13 protein-coding genes are annotated in these 15715 nt (G+C 40.3%); 2 read left to right on the top strand and 11 right to left on the bottom strand.

Annotated features, from left to right (window positions below):
* Positions 1-61: 61 nt before the first annotated feature.
* Together MHI32_RS14330 and MHI32_RS14325 are read right to left on the bottom strand one after the other, a co-directional pair.
* Positions 62-463 carry an NUDIX domain-containing protein gene (locus tag MHI32_RS14330; protein ID WP_076125824.1) on the bottom strand — a complete coding sequence of 134 codons (402 nt, stop codon included), beginning with the start codon at positions 461-463 and terminating at the stop codon, positions 62-64.
* A 56-nt stretch (positions 464-519) separates the two neighbouring features.
* Positions 520-1749 (bottom strand): MFS transporter, encoded by a 1230-nt coding sequence (locus MHI32_RS14325; protein ID WP_340012575.1) that lies wholly within the window; start codon positions 1747-1749, stop codon positions 520-522.
* Positions 1750-1882: 133 nt separating this feature from the next.
* On the opposite strand from MHI32_RS14325, the gene MHI32_RS14320 reads away from it, so the two are divergent.
* Positions 1883-2779 (top strand): LysR family transcriptional regulator, encoded by an 897-nt coding sequence (locus MHI32_RS14320; protein WP_076125828.1) that lies wholly within the window; start codon positions 1883-1885, stop codon positions 2777-2779.
* Positions 2780-2805: 26 nt separating this feature from the next.
* On the opposite strand, the gene MHI32_RS14315 is transcribed toward MHI32_RS14320, so the two are convergent.
* Positions 2806-4569, bottom strand: coding sequence for an ABC transporter ATP-binding protein (locus tag MHI32_RS14315; RefSeq protein WP_340012573.1), 1764 nt, complete (start codon positions 4567-4569; stop codon positions 2806-2808).
* Complete coding sequence (locus MHI32_RS14310) at positions 4562-6103, bottom strand: ABC transporter ATP-binding protein (protein WP_340012572.1); 1542 nt, start codon at positions 6101-6103, stop codon at positions 4562-4564. Before MHI32_RS14310 ends, MHI32_RS14315 begins: the two co-directional genes overlap by 8 nt.
* 330 nt (positions 6104-6433) lie before the next feature.
* Between MHI32_RS14310 and MHI32_RS14305 the strand changes: the two genes are divergently transcribed.
* The gene (locus MHI32_RS14305; protein WP_076125834.1) at positions 6434-7234 is read left to right on the top strand and encodes a polysaccharide deacetylase family protein; all 801 of its coding nucleotides are present in this window, start codon (positions 6434-6436) and stop codon (positions 7232-7234) included.
* A 74-nt stretch (positions 7235-7308) separates the two neighbouring features.
* Here MHI32_RS14305 and MHI32_RS14300 read toward each other — a convergent pair whose 3' ends face one another.
* The 7 genes from MHI32_RS14300 to MHI32_RS14270 form a co-directional block, all read right to left on the bottom strand.
* A complete protein-coding gene (locus MHI32_RS14300; RefSeq protein ID WP_340012571.1) occupies positions 7309-8451 on the bottom strand; it encodes a copper amine oxidase N-terminal domain-containing protein in 1143 nt (380 codons plus the stop codon).
* A gap of 68 nt (positions 8452-8519) precedes the next feature.
* Entirely contained in the window at positions 8520-9677 is a 1158-nt protein-coding gene (locus MHI32_RS14295) for a DHHA1 domain-containing protein (RefSeq protein WP_340012570.1), read from the bottom strand.
* A 129-nt stretch (positions 9678-9806) separates the two neighbouring features.
* Positions 9807-10034: a hypothetical protein gene (locus MHI32_RS14290; RefSeq protein ID WP_076190427.1), complete on the bottom strand. Its 228-nt coding sequence runs from the start codon at positions 10032-10034 to the stop codon at positions 9807-9809.
* A gap of 89 nt (positions 10035-10123) precedes the next feature.
* Positions 10124-11749, bottom strand: a complete 1626-nt coding sequence (locus MHI32_RS14285; RefSeq protein WP_340012569.1) for a DUF4179 domain-containing protein — start codon at positions 11747-11749, stop codon at positions 10124-10126.
* Complete coding sequence (locus MHI32_RS14280) at positions 11727-12317, bottom strand: sigma-70 family RNA polymerase sigma factor (RefSeq protein ID WP_076125840.1); 591 nt, start codon at positions 12315-12317, stop codon at positions 11727-11729. Before MHI32_RS14280 ends, MHI32_RS14285 begins: the two co-directional genes overlap by 23 nt.
* A 169-nt stretch (positions 12318-12486) precedes the next feature.
* The gene (locus MHI32_RS14275; protein WP_076125842.1) at positions 12487-13776 is read right to left on the bottom strand and encodes an amidase; all 1290 of its coding nucleotides are present in this window, start codon (positions 13774-13776) and stop codon (positions 12487-12489) included.
* Between the two features lie 95 nt (positions 13777-13871).
* Positions 13872-15437: an ABC-F family ATP-binding cassette domain-containing protein gene (locus tag MHI32_RS14270; RefSeq protein WP_340012568.1), complete on the bottom strand. Its 1566-nt coding sequence runs from the start codon at positions 15435-15437 to the stop codon at positions 13872-13874.
* Between the last annotated feature and the right edge of the window lie 278 nt (positions 15438-15715).

The raw sequence follows: 15715 nt of genomic DNA, 5'->3' as shown, positions 1-15715 counted from the left end.
AAAGACCGCCTCAAGCCATCTCTTAGGCTTAAAACGGGCTTTCAGAACTTTAAATTGTGGATTAGGAAAGTAATTTATGCTCATGCAATTGATCGAAAATGATCTGTGTAACGACTGAAACACGATTTCGATCCTTATAAGATAACCAGGATAACTCTTCAATTTCCGACGCAGGACTAAGTGTACCTTCAAAATCCGCGATATAACATGTCATTTTTACTATGACGCCTTCAGCTTTACCGTGAGCTTCCGCTTCAAAGGTTCCAAAATAGGAGATGGTTTCTGGTTTAATACGAACAGAGATCTCTTCCTCGATTTCGCGCACGAGCGTCTCCTCGTCTGTTTCTCCAGCTTCTCTTTTTCCTCCAGGCAAATAATAGGTATCTTTCCCTTTGGAACGCGCACACAAAACTTGTCCATTCTGAATATGAATCCATGCAATTTTATCAATGATTGTAGTCATACAGTTCTCCCCATATTTTTTTCTAATAATTATATCATACAGCCAAGACCATCTATTTATACAACGTCTATATTTGATTTTTGTATGTGCAGCTTAGCTTTGGCCTGAGGTACATGATGAAGCAAATAGTACGCAGCAAGCGAAAGAAGTGTTACTCCCCCCGCAACCTCATACATCATTCGGTAATCCGTATAAGAAGCAATTAAACCCATGAAATACGAGCCCGCTCCATAACCCAAATCAAATAACAAGAAAAAGGTCCCATTCGCACTACCTCTACGATCTTTAGCCGCTAATTTAAGCGCAAGAGTCTGGAAACATGGCATAAGTGCACCATATCCAATTCCCATAATGACACCAGACATCATTAACATCAAACCAGACCGAGCTTGACTTAAACTAAGCAATCCAACGGCGAAGATTAGAATTCCGGGATAGATGAGAATATGCTCATTATATTTATCGAATACTTTACCTATAACCGGGCGAAACAATACAATCATAATTGCAAAAGCCACAAAAAAATAACCAGTAAGCTGTGATTGATGAATTTCTTTCGTAAAAGAAGCTATAAATCCAGACAAGGAGCTGTAGGAAAAAGCAAGCGTAAATCCGACAAGTGATATCGGCAAGGCTTTCGGCTCGATTACGTCTCTCCAGCGAAGCCCTTTTCGCGTCTTAGCAGGTTTCTTAACAGCTTCAATAACGTTAGCCTTATCTTCTTTTGGCATCCGAACACCTAACGTGAATAACAGCGAGAGAGCGGCAATCACACACACGCCTAACAGTAGTACATTAATATTCTCATCTTTCCAGAGAAAAAGACCCAATGCGGGTCCAATGACCATAGCAATGCTCATAAACATGCTAAAATAACCGATGCCTTCTCCTTGACGTGAATAAGGAATTAGCGTCGAGGCTATTGTACTAGTAGCTGTCGAGGCAACAGCATAACTCATTCCGTGTAGGAAACGAATTACCAGGAATAATACAATTCCATTAGATCCGAAGTAACCAATACAGGCGATTAGAAATATGGTTAGCCCAATAACCGCCATTTTCTTTTTGCCGAATTTATCGACCCATTGTCCCGAAAAAGGACGGATCAAAACTCCCCCTATTACATAGATAGTAATCGCTAACCCCATTTGCTGCTGATTCCCGTGTAAGCTTTCCTTTACGTATAACGGGAATGCAGTTGCCAGAACGTAAAAGGTCAGGAACATAAAAAAACTACTTAAGCAAACAACAATAAAATTCCGGGTCCATATTTTCTCTCTAATCACAACAGACTCTCTCCATCCTACCTATAACTTTTTATATGTTACAATAGTATAGGACTGAAAATTAATTAAGTAAAATACATATTATATGATCGATAGATCACATTAGAGTTATAAGTAAAGTGAGGTTTTTGTTATGGAATTCCTTCAGCTTCAATATTTTCAGGCAGTTGCACGCCATGAACACATGACTAAGGCCGCAAAAGAATTAAATGTATCTCAGCCCTCCCTTAGTAATTCCATACAGCGTTTAGAGAAAAACTTAGGTGTTCCCTTATTCGAGCGACAAGGCAGAAATATAAAATTGAACGAATTCGGAAAAACCTATCTGCAACGTGTCGAGCAAGCTTTTATGGAACTTGAAGAAGGACAGCGTGAGCTCACAGATATGGCTGGACTTGAACATGGTGTAATTTCCATTGCGGCCACACTCCCGTATGTATTGCCCACTTTACTAAAAGAATTTCTTACCCTTCATCCGCATGTACGGATCATCCAACGTCAGCTCGGCTCTGCGTTAGAAATGAGAAATGATTTAGAGAGTGCAGCGATTGATTTTTGCATATCATCTACACCTGTTACCGGACCAGATATCGAGTGGCATACCTTAGCAGAAGAAGAATTATGTTTAACTGTGCCCAAGAATCATCGCTTTGCTAATCGAAAGAGTATTTCTTTGATAGAAGCTGCAGGTGAGAATTTCATTTCTTTATCTTCTAGATATAATTTCCGTGAAATTTCAGATGAATTTTGCCGACAAGCTGGATTTGAACCTCAAATTACGTTTGAGCTTGAAGAAGTAAGCGCCATTCAAACCCTAGTAGAAATGGGACTAGGAATCACCTTCACCCTCCCTCTCTCCTTAGGCAGAAGAAGTCAAAATACAGAAATTGTTCAATTAAAAATAACAGAACCACTATGTCAACGCTCTTTTGGCATCGCATGGAGCAGAAAGCACTTTTTATCGCAAGCAGCTATACATTTCCGGAAATTTGCTGTAGATTTTTTTAGTAAACCTCATGAATATAATTAAGGTAAAAACTACTATGCTAAGCATTTTTAGTTATACCAAGATGATTGTAAAGCGTACATATCTGCATAAATCCCTTTATTATTTATTAAGTCTTGATGCTGCCCCACTTCAGCTATACTTCCATTATCAATAACATAGATCGTATCAACATTTTTCGCCCAGCCCAGTCTATGTGAAATGAAGATCGCAGCTTTATCTTGGCAGATATCTAATAATTGTGTATAGATCTGCATCTCAGCATTCGGATCAATCGCAGAAGTAGGTTCGTCAAACACTATAAGATCCGCATCATTATATAACGCACGCGCTATCGCCAGCTTTTGCCACTGTCCGCCTGATAGCTGCCTGCTTCCTTCAAGCATTTGACCTAACCTTACATCTAGTCCCCCTAATTCGTAAAACAAATCCATCAGCTCACATTTTTCCAGAATACTTAGTATTTTCACATCGTCCGGCGAAGATTTGGCATCACCCAACATGATGTTTTCTCTTAGTGTCATTTCGAATTTAATAGAATGCTGGTACACGACGGATACTTTACCTTGAGGTTCTGGACGGTCTTTCCAGTAAATAGATCCAGAACTAGCAGTGTACTGCCCTAATAACAATTTGATCAAGGTAGACTTTCCTGCTCCATTTTCTCCAACGATGGCTATTTTCTCACCGGGCTTTATGACCATATTGATGTTAGATAAAACATACTTACTGGATTTGGCGTATTTAAAATAGACATTTGAAACGGTAATAGGAAGCATAGCTTCAGAGCTGTTATTGATATTATTTTTTCGGAAATCTCTATTTTTATAGGTAAGCACTTCATTTAAGTCATATAATTTACTGCTGCTGATGTAAAGCTTGCTTAGCGGCCAGGTCAAACTCATGATTTTACCACCACAAGTTAACAAAGCCAGAAATAATACTGAGATTGTCCCCACAGTAACTGTATTTGACTCCCCCATTTTACTTAACAGATAGACCAATACGATAAAAATAGCACTCGTCTGAACCATAGCCACAATCATCCCTGTTTTGATCTCGAATTTCCTGGCACTATACCTTTTATCATGCTGCTTTTTCATAAGCTTTGCCCAGAGATCCGTAAAATAGGAGATAGAGTTATAGATTCGCATTTCCCTAATCGCATTAGGATCTTCCAAAGTTACAGCTAGATAATCTCCCATTCTTCCGTCAAAAGTAAGCTCTCGCCCTGTTCTTCTAACTTTAATCTCTGTAAACATTCGAAAAGATAAAGTAGATACGATCATTAAACCCACCACCAGTGTGACAAAAAAATATCCACTTGTAGCCGATAACCAGATGATACTTATAAGTCCTGAGACATTCCCTACACTGGACAGCAAAAAACCAGTAATTCCCTCTAAATCTTCTCCAACTATTGTTTTAGCTCTTTGCAGCTTGTTCCCAAACTCTTCATCATCAAAATCCTCAAAGTCAACTTGGTTTGCAATATCTATCAGCTCGGATTGGAAAGCGAGAGTTAGTTCCGCATTCATTCGACTTTTCATTATGTTGGTTATACTCACTGAACAGGCTTGTACCCCATGAATTAAAACAAACCATAGAATCGGAAGAAAGGTTATCGCACCAGCAGCTACTGCATTAATGATATGAACTTGAACAGAATACGAGTAAAAAGTTAATAATCCACTGATTACAGGAACTATGATCGTTATTGTTGAGATTGCTGGACTTTTTCCAACCATCCGTGCCAGTATCGTTAAAATATTCTTAAGGTCTCTTCTCAGCAGAATCTCTCCTTTCTCAGCCATATAAAGAGGACTGGCGGTTAAACATTCCCCTGTACTTACCATCCAACTTCATTAATTCTTCATGTGTTCCACTTTCAACGATTTCTCCATGCTCAAACAGAAAAATTCTATCAACGAATTTGGACATATATAGCCGATGTGTCACAATAATGGAGGTCTGCTGCTCTCCTAATTTCATAAAGGTTTCAAACGCCTGCTGTTCCGCGTAAGGATCGAGGGCTGCAGTAGGTTCATCAAAAATCGTAAGCGAGCCGTTGTTGAGATATGCACGTGCAATCGCAAGTCTTTGCCATTGTCCACCAGACAGATCAATCCCCCCAAACTGTGGACCTACTAAAGTATCCAACGCAACACCATAAGAATCGGCTTCTGCTTTTCTCATCGCAGCTAATAATCTTGAATCGTCATACATGGCAGCAATATTCCCCATGGCTATGTTTTCTCGAATTGGTCTATGTAATTTAGTGAAATCCTGAAAAACAACTCTCACACCCTTTGTGACGTTATGAGCCAGAACTTCCTGCTCTCCATTAAACCACTGGATGTTTCCCGCTGTTGGATGATATAACCCTGCTATCAGCTTGATGAGCGTGGATTTTCCTGAACCATTCTCACCTACAAAAGCAACTCGTTCACCAGGTTTGAGGGTCATGTTTATATTTTTAAGCGTGTCCTGTGCATTGGTTGCATAACGATAATTCAACTGCTGAATTATGATCTGCATCGCATCGGTATTCCTTATGGAATCTTCCGGATCTCTTTGAACTTGCTCTTCAAGTTCCAAATACGCACTATACTCATTGAAGCGCACGCGACTTTTGGTCAGATCAGAATACATCCTTGTTAGTGCAGGAATGACAATAAATAATTGACTAGATATCTGAAGTAATAATACGAAAAGTCCGGCGCTCTGCCCGCTACCTCCAAGCGTAATTGCTAAAATAGCAATCGTAAGCCCGTTTAATAAAGTCATAGTTATACTTTGGGAGAAGCTTAAGGTCTCAGATAAAATAACTTTTCGGTGCATTTGTTTGAAATTCCCATTAAAGATCTCTTTCATTGTGGTAACCAAGTAGGAGGACATTCCGTACATTCTTACTTCCGGGAGGGTATTTCTACTAACCAGCAAATCAACGATATAATTAATCATTCGTACAGAGGAGGTTTGATTCGCTGAAATGGCCTCTACTTTCCGAGACATCCATCTGATGAGGTAAAGCTGCAGAATTTGTACTACTAAAATGAACATTGCCAGGATATAAAAGCCATAACAGGATAGGACTACGATTAGTGCGATCAATGTTATAAAGTGGATTGTCACCCCGGTCCATTGATCTAAAAAATCGATCAGGGAAAGCCGTTTTGCTTTTTCTCTAATCGTTTTTGTTGCGGGATCTTCCAATAAAGCCGTCGATAATTTAGAGGTCTTAGCCAAAATACTATGTTCCAGTTCATAAATACTGGTTGCCGTTAAATTGGTTACAGAAATGGCTCGAAGAGAACCATTGATGCCAGCCAGATATAAAATTAACATCAGTGAACTTACCAATAGTAAGATATGTAGGTAGGCGTTAGTCGTGAAGTTCTGAATGAGGTCAACCACATATTTCGTTATGAACAGCTCTGCAAATAGAATTGGTGGGCTCAGCAGGTTAGTGATAAAATATAAAAGTGAGTTTCTTTTGTCTTTTACATAGAGTAGCTTTACAACGTAGAGAAAGTCAGGCAGATAGCATCTCTCCTTAAGTGTATATTTTTCACTGAAAACTCTTTCCTTTTCAAACGTGGAATCTGATTATAACGTTAATTGTTTATAATTGGAAGAAGTACTTTCAAGCTCACCAAATTATAGGAGTGTGAATTCATGAAACTTCAATTCAACTTATTCCCAGGCGGATTATCAAAGGCGCTCACTATGAGCTATGATGACGGCCAGAAACACGATATCCGCTTGGCTGGTATTTTTGATCAATATGGAATCAAAGGGACCTTCCATTTAAATAGTGCAATGATCAATGCACCTGGGTTCTTATCGCCCGCTGATGTTAAGCATTCGCTCAGGAATCATGAAGTGTCCGCCCATTCCGTTACTCACCCACATCTAGAGCGTCTTCCTTTACCGATGGTAATTGAAGAGTTGTTCGAAGACCGTAAACGATTGGAAAAGCTGGTGGATTATCCAGTGCGAGGCATGTCCTACCCCTACGGTACATACTCTCAGGAGATAATTGCACCACTTCAGTCCGTTGGAATTGAATACAGCCGCACTGTTCACTCTACCAAACAGTTTGATATGCCTCTTAATTTCATGGAATGGCATCCAACCTGCCACCATATTGAAGATCTGCATCAGGTTTGGGAGCGATTCACAATGGAAGGACCCTCCCAGAAACTAAGACTCTGTTATGTTTGGGGCCATAGCTATGAGTTCGCACAGCAGAACAATTGGGAGTTAATCGAAACTTTTTGCCAACAAGCAGGTGGACATTCAGATATTTGGTACGCTACTAATATTGAGATTTATGATTATGTCACTGCCCTGTATTCACTGAAATTAAGTGCCGACAAAACGATTATCCGCAACAATTCTGCCATAGATGTTTGGGTATCTATAAATGATCAACCCGTTCAGATTAAGGGTGGAAGTATGATGACAACGAAATAATCATAAATACATAAAAAAGAGCGATGTTCAACACCGCTCCTTTTTTGTACTAATTATATTGATGTGATTCCGAATTATTTCGCTAGAAGTGTATATGTCACTGTTTTTGCTTTTTCCTCAAGGATTGGCGTATAGGTGAATGTCAGCACATTCCCCTTACGGCTTTTCATCCCTAACATTCTGCTCAGAATGTATTGATCTCTGCCATCATTTACTTTATCCCATTCTTTACGATCCTCACTAGTAATCAGTTGTTCACTGAGATTGACGATTTCTCCTGTACTGCTGTAGACAATATATAATTGTGTTGTATCTAATAAGCGAACAAGTGCCACATCCTCCGCGGCGTACTCCACTATGAAATCACCGGTTGCCCCGGTTAATTTCTCCATCTCAAACAACTTGCCCAAACCGCCATCCTTAGTAATATACTGAACATTCTTCCCATCGGTCATATACACCTGAGTGGAAGGTACTTGAGGCGCATGTGGATAAGCAGAGATCATATAATGATAATCCATTTGCTTAATTATTGTACCTGCTTGAACTAGTACCTGATAGCTGTTGCTGAAATCATTAAACATTGCATAGTGATTGTCCGTTAACTGGAGTAAGTCCGTGCCATTTCCAAGTTTTTTAATCTCAAATCCATGATTGTAAGCTGACTCCTTAAGGGGTAGTTGGCCAATAATTACTGGTTTCCCGGCTGCCGTAGCCCGGTAATATAAATTAGCGTTTTTTTGAGATATCCAATAGGATCTACCTTCTACAGAAGCAGCAACAAATCTAGGTTCATCTACGATTTGGATAACCCCATCCGTTTTATTGAGCGCGGTTTTACCCCCGAGTACACTGACTGCAGAGACCAATGGCAAGTACAACGAACCTTTTATGATACGAGGAGATTTTGTTAATGCCATCGCTGCCCCGTTCACTTTTGACGATGCAGTACCCGCGGTGAAGATGACTTCACGCTCTGGACGTACCAGCTTGGCCATTTTGGATTTTTGATCCCACGATAACGTATAACCCATAGCATCTGCAAGTGATTTCAAGGGTACAAAAGTTGTATTCTCCGCGATCACTTGTTTACTGCTGATTCCAATTTCTTTATAGTTGAATTGAATTTGCTTGTCTGCTTGCGCAGATACCGCTCCATACCCAGTACTTAAAATCAAAACTGCAAAGATCCCTAGTGTTACCTTCCATTTATTCATTTATATCCGTCTCCTTCGACCTTATAATCATATGTAATTAGACGGAAGATAATGGAAAAAGTTTCTTCTCACCCTCTAGCAAACTCATAAAATGCCAAAGCATCCTCCCAAGTTGGGAATCCTGCTTGCGCCAGTTTATCGCTGCCCCCGCCTTTACCATTATAGCTGCCTAGATGAGCTTTGAAAAAAGCTCCACAGGAAATCTCCGTGCTCCCATTCTGCGCAAAAACAACCTTATTCTCCGCAGAAGTAGCTAATAATACAGGAAGATCACATTTCGAAGTCAGCTTATTTGCTAAGCTCTGTAGATCTTTTAGCGATTTATCTTCAAATACTTGTGCGATCATCTTTCCCGCTTGCTCATTTAAAAGCTCTTGCACAACATAGTCGTCATTTTTTTCTTTAAGCAGGTAAATTTCAGCTTGCAGCAGCTTTTGTTCATTTTCCCATTTTTCAATTCGATCAATAATCTCATCTTTGCCTGTGTTGAATTTGGAAGATAGTGTACCAAGGATTTGCTGACTAGTATTAAATTCCTCTAAAGCACGATATCCACATTTAAAATAAATCCGTGTGTTCCCTTTTATTTTCTCAGCTTTCAAAAGCTTAATTATCCCAATTTCACCTGTTGAGGACACATGTGTCCCCCCACAAGCGTTGTATTCAACATCTTTGATCTCAACAATCCGGATGTTGTCTGTCACTTTTGGCTGTTTAACCAATTTAAGCTGTGAAGCCTCTTCCCCTGTTACGAAATAGCTGAGAATATTGTGATTTAAGTAAATCTGCCGATTAACTTCTCTCTCTATGGAGTACAGTTGATCAGCAGACAGTTCTGGCACTTCTATATCAATAGTGCAATAGTCCTCACCTAAATGAAAGCTTAAGGTCATAAAGTTATATTTTAGACAAACCGCTGAGAGCAAATGCTGGCCACTATGCTGCTGCATATGGTCAAATCTTCTATTCCAATCGATCTGACAAGTTACCGATTCCTCATTAGGTAAACGTTCCAGCTTATGCAGTACAAGCTCTTCCTCACTGATTACATCAAGCACAGGGATTCCCTGAATAGCTCCAAGATCACAGGGTTGTCCACCACCATGCGGATAAAAAGCCGTCTCTTCTAAAAGAACATAAAGCCCATCTTCTCGTTCTATGGTTTCAGTCACACGGGTTGGCCAATCAGTCTGGTATGTAGAATTGTAGTATAGTTTGTTAGTCATAAATGGTTTCCTCTCTTTTTTACGTTATCGACATATTAAGTTTATAGTATCATAACGGATAGTTTGAATCTTATTATTTCAAAAAAACCAGCTCCACGCAAAAACTGCGTAGAACTGGTATTAGGGTAATTAACAAGAACAAGTAGCATCTTTTAAATTTCTAATGGCAATTGCATTTAGTCGAAGCGCTTCTACTATTGAGTCTCTTACTGCTAACAATTCAAATCTTTCACGACTGCCAATAGGCAACCTGCAAAGAATGGCTTCAATTCTTTTAAGACTTTCTTTCAGAACCACTCTTTGCTTACGCAATGCGTTCAAAGCTCTTTGAATTTTTCTCTTCTCTGCAGCAGTCATAAACTACCACCTCTTTTCGATTGTGATAGTATATGAGATGCTTATTCCCCCTTATTTGCTTGTACAATCCGGAAACCAAATAACTATATTTACTCTTTTTTGCTAGCTTCCATGATAGGAACGGACCAGTCTACATTAGCATACATTCGATTGTTTATCGTGCGCACTAATTGAAGCTGCTCGGGAATTTGTGTAAGGCCATCGGCACGGAATTGGAAATATTTCTTTTGATTATTTGACTGAGACTCGATAAATTCAATATAACCATCTTTCCATCCTACCCCTTTAGTAGTAAAAGCTCCTTGTTCAGTGAGTTTGTACTCCTTGCCATCTAGTGTCTTAAATATCCATTCACTATTTAAAAACTCATTTCTCAATCTTCCTCTAAAATGTAATACACCTTCCTTCGCTGATACATTGTTATCGGGAGATGACTCCACTGTAAAATCATTTAACATCAGTTCATCCCCGTCAAATGCAAAGGGAATCGGCTGTTCTTTCAACTTGGCAGGCTCAAATTGCACACTAGAACCATCCTTCTCTGGGATGAAATATCCATCCAATACGAAAGTATAAGGCGTATCCTGAGGTAAATATTTAAACGTATAGCTCCAGTGCATAAGTCCCTTTGTTGCCCCGGGAAGGTTAGAGTAGGACATCACGCTATTCTTATTAGGAAACTTTCTAGCATTAACACTGTGAATCTCTTCGCCTGCTGTATCCTCAAAATGGAATTTCAAGCCCTGTTGCTTCCATAGTTCGCCAGGAGAACGGGTCAATGCCTCTTCACTCAATTGCGTATCAAACTCAAAACGAACACCTTGCACCATATGAGTTAATTTTTTCAAGGTCATAGTTAAACCGTCCGGGGAGGTGTAGCTACCCGTTAGTGGCATGGAGGTTGTTTGTTTATTCGCTTCTGTCATATCCATAGAAAAATTGAAATTCCAATCGCCTTTAAGAGTAGGGATGTTCTTGCGTTCACTTCCCAATTCAGTAATATGACCTTCGACCGTAATTCGATCAGTTTGCAGAGGTTCAGTGAAATTAGCGATCAAATAGTAAAAGTCACTGGTAAATCCTATATCGTATAACTCCCCAACAACCTTCCCTTGATCATCCTTAATCGCAATACTGTTCCCATCATTAAGGGCCAACCGCTTTTTATCATGCTTTCCATCTGGTCCAAACAACTGTAACGCAACAATTACCCGTGTAGGATCTGCCACTGCTTCATCTATTTTGATTGTGTAGCCCTTATCCTTCACCTTAATATTAGGATGCTCTACCAACCCAAATTCTTGTGCTCGTAGAAGGCCAATGTCCATGTTGTTTTTTACAAAAAGAGAACGTAAAGTCTCTGCCAGTGTAGGAACGGAATATAAGATCACGGCACTTAGCACAACCAGTAACAACGCCGCACCCATAAATAATCTCAGCAACTTATTGCGCTTCGGATGCTTGCGATTCCTTTGTGTTGGAGTAAATTCCTCAAGCTCTACTTGTTCCAAAGAAGCCATTACTTGAGCAGTAAATGAATCTGGTAAGCGCTCTTCATACATAGCCTGCGACCATTCAGCTTGTTCCTCAAGCTCTGCTTCGTAGATCATATTACAATGCGTACAAGTTGCCATATGTTCAGCTACGGCTTGATCTCGTAAGATAGATTTGCTTAAAATATATTCTTCGATCTCATAGGAATTTAAGCACCTCATCGGTCTTCACCTCCTGGAGTGTAATTAGCTGCTTCAAACGCTGTTTAGCCCGGTATAAATCATTTTGAATCTTGCTTAATGGAACATCTAGAACCATACACATTTCTTCATAGCTTAAATCATTGGTATAACGAAGCAGTAAAGCCGTACGATAATTAGACGGGAGCTTCTGCATCAGGTGAAGCAGCTCTGTGCGATGCTCCGATCGCATTAATTCTTCTTCTGGATTATCCGAAAGAGAATGTTCGGCATTGTCGTCCGGCAAACTCGCTGTCGGTCGGTCTTTTTTCCACAAATCCTTCAGTAAATTAGTCGCGATAGCATATAGCCACGCCGCAAAATTCTTATCCAAATCATGTGAGGCCAGCTTACGGTAAGCTTTAATAAACGTCTCCTGCGTTATGTCTTGTGCATCTTGATGATTGGCTCCCATTCCTCGCAAAAGCCCATAAATTTTATTCTTATATCGATTTACAAGATACGAATAGTCTTCTTTATGTCCATCGAGAACATTTTGGATCCATAGCCTCTCATCCTCTTTTTCAACTTTCGGTACATGTCCCTTCACCTTGAAGCCTCCTTGAAGCACGATACTATATAGACGATCCCTATTAAAAAAACTCTCACTTTATACAAAAAAAAGTAGATCTTCAAATAAAACGAAGACCTACTGTGTAATCTACCGATTACGTTTTAGAACAAAATACAATAATTGATCCATTTCTAAAGCCATAGAATCACTGAAGCGCTAAAGAAACCACTTTACTCCAATAAATTAACTCTTCATCCCTGCCATATGCCCCGATACATTGAAATCCTAATGGCATGTTATTTATAGAGGCAGCTGGAATACTCACCGCAGGCGCTCCAGCATATGACCAAATGGCCGTCATTCCGGTCCATCCGGTTCGTGAACCCCACAGCGGAGCTGTTCCTGCCTGAGCTGGCGAAACCCACAAATCAATCCCCTGTGATTTCTGCACATCTAATAGATCATTTCTGAGCTTGATTTGTCCGCTACGATATCCTTCCAGTTCTTCCTCAGTGATGGTTCGTCCAGATAAAATAGCCCGCCGTACGGTATCCTCATAAAGATCTTTATAAATATCAAATAGTGAATGATGGACTTGCGCCATTTCTCCGTGAACAAACCGCACCATGGCATCTCCGTAGATAAAGCTATCTTCCCACGGCATCGCAACTGTTTTTATGCTGAACCCTGCTTCCTCAAGCTTCTTAAGCTGCTTCTGAAAGGTTATCTTGGTGTCATCCTCCAATAATGTCATGTATACACCTTCGGGTATCCCTAGCACAGGTTTACGAGCTTCATTAAATGGTTTCCATTCTGTTACTAGCTCCGCGGCGAGAAAGTCCATACCCTCCATATCCTGAGTGAAAAATCCAAACGTATCAAAAGATGGCGACATCAATTGGACACCATCTATAGGGATACGCGCATAACTAGGTTTAAAGCCGACCACTCCGCAAAATGAAGCAGGTGCCATAACAGAACGCAAGGTTTGTGTACCTATCGCAAATGGACAGATACCCGCGGCAACCGCAGCAGCAGAGCCTGCACTAGAGCCGCCAGGCGTATGATCCAGCTGATGAGGATTACGGGTCGTGATAGGTCCGGCATAAGCAAATTCCTCCGTCACTGTTTTGCCGGTGAACCAAACCCCTTTTTGCCGAAGCTTTTGAATAAAACTGCCCTCAGACTTCGTCAAAGCTTGTGGGGGAAGGTTCGACCCTGCACAGGTAGGCAACCCGTCTAAGTGAATTAAATCTTTGATTCCAACAGGTATTCCATATAGCGATGGTTTAGGAAATTCCGAATACTTCTCTTTTACCCTAGCCACTTCATTTTTTATTCTATCTGCTCGGTTCTCCTCTGGCACAAAAGCACGCACGTGTGGTTCTACCTTATCGTAAAGATCTAAATATTGTGTAAGATATCTATCCATGGTCACATCTGAGGTCTTATTGCCCTGAGCAAACTGAGCTAACGAAGATTTATTAATGTACATGTCTGATTGGAGCCCTCCTTAATATTCACTTAAACCAGGAAGCCATTTAAAGACGATTGTATTAATTTGGAACAGCTTCATGTTACTAGGTAACCTTATCTATGGCTATACTTTAGTTCTCTATTTCTATTTTCATCCACAATATTGATTACACGATCCACCCACCCTTGATAAAATTGCTCCTCATGAGAAACCAGAATCACTGTACCTTTAAATTGGATTAAAGCATTCTGTAAAGCATCTTTTGTTTCGGCATCTAAGTGATTAGTGGGCTCATCTAAGATTAAGAAATTACATGCTGTAAGCAATAAAAGACACAGCTTAACTTTGGATTGTTCGCCACCGCTGAGTGTACGGATAGGCTGTGTAACGTGACTATCTTTTACAACACATAATGCTAGATGACGACGTATTTCCTTAATAGTCAATTTTGGATAAAACGATGCGACGATTTCAATGGGTGTCATGCTATCGTTTTCCCAAATTAAATCTTGCTCGTAGTAACCAATAGAGACTTGTTCGGCAAAGCGGAATGCTCCGGCAACACAGGGGATTTGACCAACTAATGTTTTCAGCAATGTTGATTTTCCGATGCCGTTAAAGCCTGCTATGACTATCTTTTGTCCTCCTCGAATGGAAAATGTTAATTTTGGAAGCAGCGGCTTATCGTAACCAACCACAAGATGGTCTACTCTAAGCGCAACTTGTGCAGTAACAGGAAGCTCTTGAAAACGGATAGATGCTTTAGTGACAAACGTCGGTGCAGCGATTCTCTCCATACGATCCAGCTGCTTCTGACGGCCACGGGCAATTCTAGAATTAACACCAGCACCATTTTTCCGGATATATTGCTCAGTGGCTTCAATTTTTTTCTGCTGTGCATGGTACTGCCGGATATGGCTTTCGCGAAAATGCTCCTTCTGTCTCAAAAAATCAGCATATTTGCCATGATATTTTTTAATCGTTTCCCCTTCAATATCGCAAATGCTTGTTGATATTTTATCGAGAAAAGTGTAGTTATGAGAGACCACAATGAAGGCTTGATCGAACGCTATCAGATATTCAGCAAGCCAGTTAATATGCGTGGTGTCGAGATAATTGGTGGGCTCGTCGAGCAATAACACATCAGGTTGTTCAAGCAACAGCTTTGCCAATATAACTTTGGTTCGCTGCCCCCCACTAAGCTGATCAATAGGACGGTCCATCCCCATTGCATTTAATCCTAGCCCCGTAACCACTTTACTGATATTGCTCTCGATAGAATAATAGTCGAGCGCCTCAAGTCGTTCCTGAAGGTCTGCTGCCTTCTGCAAAAGCACTTCATTGCCAGTAACAGCACATTCCGCATAAAGTGCATTCATCTTTTCTTCCATTTCGTATAATTCAGTGAACGCTCTCCTTAAATAACTTTGAACGGTACTTGACCCATCAATAACCGCGTATTGATCAAGATGACCTATTTTGATATTGGGCTGCCATTTAATCGTTCCACCATCAGGAGTCACCTCGCCCGTCAGAATACCAATCAATGTGCTTTTCCCTGTTCCATTCTGACCCACTACACCTACATGCTCCCCTTTGTAGACTTCCAAAAAAACCTGTTTATACAGCACTTTATCTCCAAAAGCATGTGATACATTAGAAACCTCAAGTAAACTCATTTGCTTTCCTCTTTTCTATAATTGTTTTTAAGCACAAAAAAAGCAGAAGACACCGCGCCCTTGGGCGCAAGCCTTCTGCTTATTAGTGCACGAATAGACGGCACAAATAGATAATTGTCAGTTTGGAAACTGAACATTATAAACACAAAAGGCTGTAGACGAAAATTGTCTACAGCCTCTTAATCATTAACATCGGAAGATGGCGTAATCAAATAAGCATGAATAATCACACTAAAATGACCTAGCTATCTTTCGATGATATAAAAAGCGATTCGCTT

The sequence above is a fragment of the Paenibacillus sp. FSL H7-0690 genome, assembly GCF_037980415.1.
In the GTDB taxonomy this organism is placed as follows: Bacteria; Bacillota; Bacilli; order Paenibacillales; family Paenibacillaceae; genus Paenibacillus_AQ; species Paenibacillus_AQ odorifer.
This window is presented reverse-complemented; position numbering and strand designations above follow the sequence as displayed.

Excerpts from the sequence above, each read along its gene's own strand:
- MHI32_RS14330 (WP_076125824.1), bottom strand. The coding sequence starts at position 463 with ATGACTACAATCATTGATAAAATTGCATGGATTCATATTCAGAATGGA.
- MHI32_RS14320 (WP_076125828.1), top strand. The coding sequence starts at position 1,883 with ATGGAATTCCTTCAGCTTCAATATTTTCAGGCAGTTGCACGCCATGAA.
- MHI32_RS14315 (WP_340012573.1), bottom strand. The coding sequence starts at position 4,569 with ATGGCTGAGAAAGGAGAGATTCTGCTGAGAAGAGACCTTAAGAATATT.
- MHI32_RS14310 (WP_340012572.1), bottom strand. The coding sequence starts at position 6,103 with ATGTTAATTTTATATCTGGCTGGCATCAATGGTTCTCTTCGAGCCATT.
- MHI32_RS14305 (WP_076125834.1), top strand. The coding sequence starts at position 6,434 with ATGAAACTTCAATTCAACTTATTCCCAGGCGGATTATCAAAGGCGCTC.
- MHI32_RS14300 (WP_340012571.1), bottom strand. The coding sequence starts at position 8,451 with ATGAATAAATGGAAGGTAACACTAGGGATCTTTGCAGTTTTGATTTTA.
- MHI32_RS14295 (WP_340012570.1), bottom strand. The coding sequence starts at position 9,677 with ATGACTAACAAACTATACTACAATTCTACATACCAGACTGATTGGCCA.
- MHI32_RS14290 (WP_076190427.1), bottom strand. The coding sequence starts at position 10,034 with ATGACTGCTGCAGAGAAGAGAAAAATTCAAAGAGCTTTGAACGCATTG.
- MHI32_RS14285 (WP_340012569.1), bottom strand. The coding sequence starts at position 11,749 with ATGAGGTGCTTAAATTCCTATGAGATCGAAGAATATATTTTAAGCAAA.
- MHI32_RS14275 (WP_076125842.1), bottom strand. The coding sequence starts at position 13,776 with ATGTACATTAATAAATCTTCGTTAGCTCAGTTTGCTCAGGGCAATAAG.
- MHI32_RS14270 (WP_340012568.1), bottom strand. The coding sequence starts at position 15,437 with ATGAGTTTACTTGAGGTTTCTAATGTATCACATGCTTTTGGAGATAAA.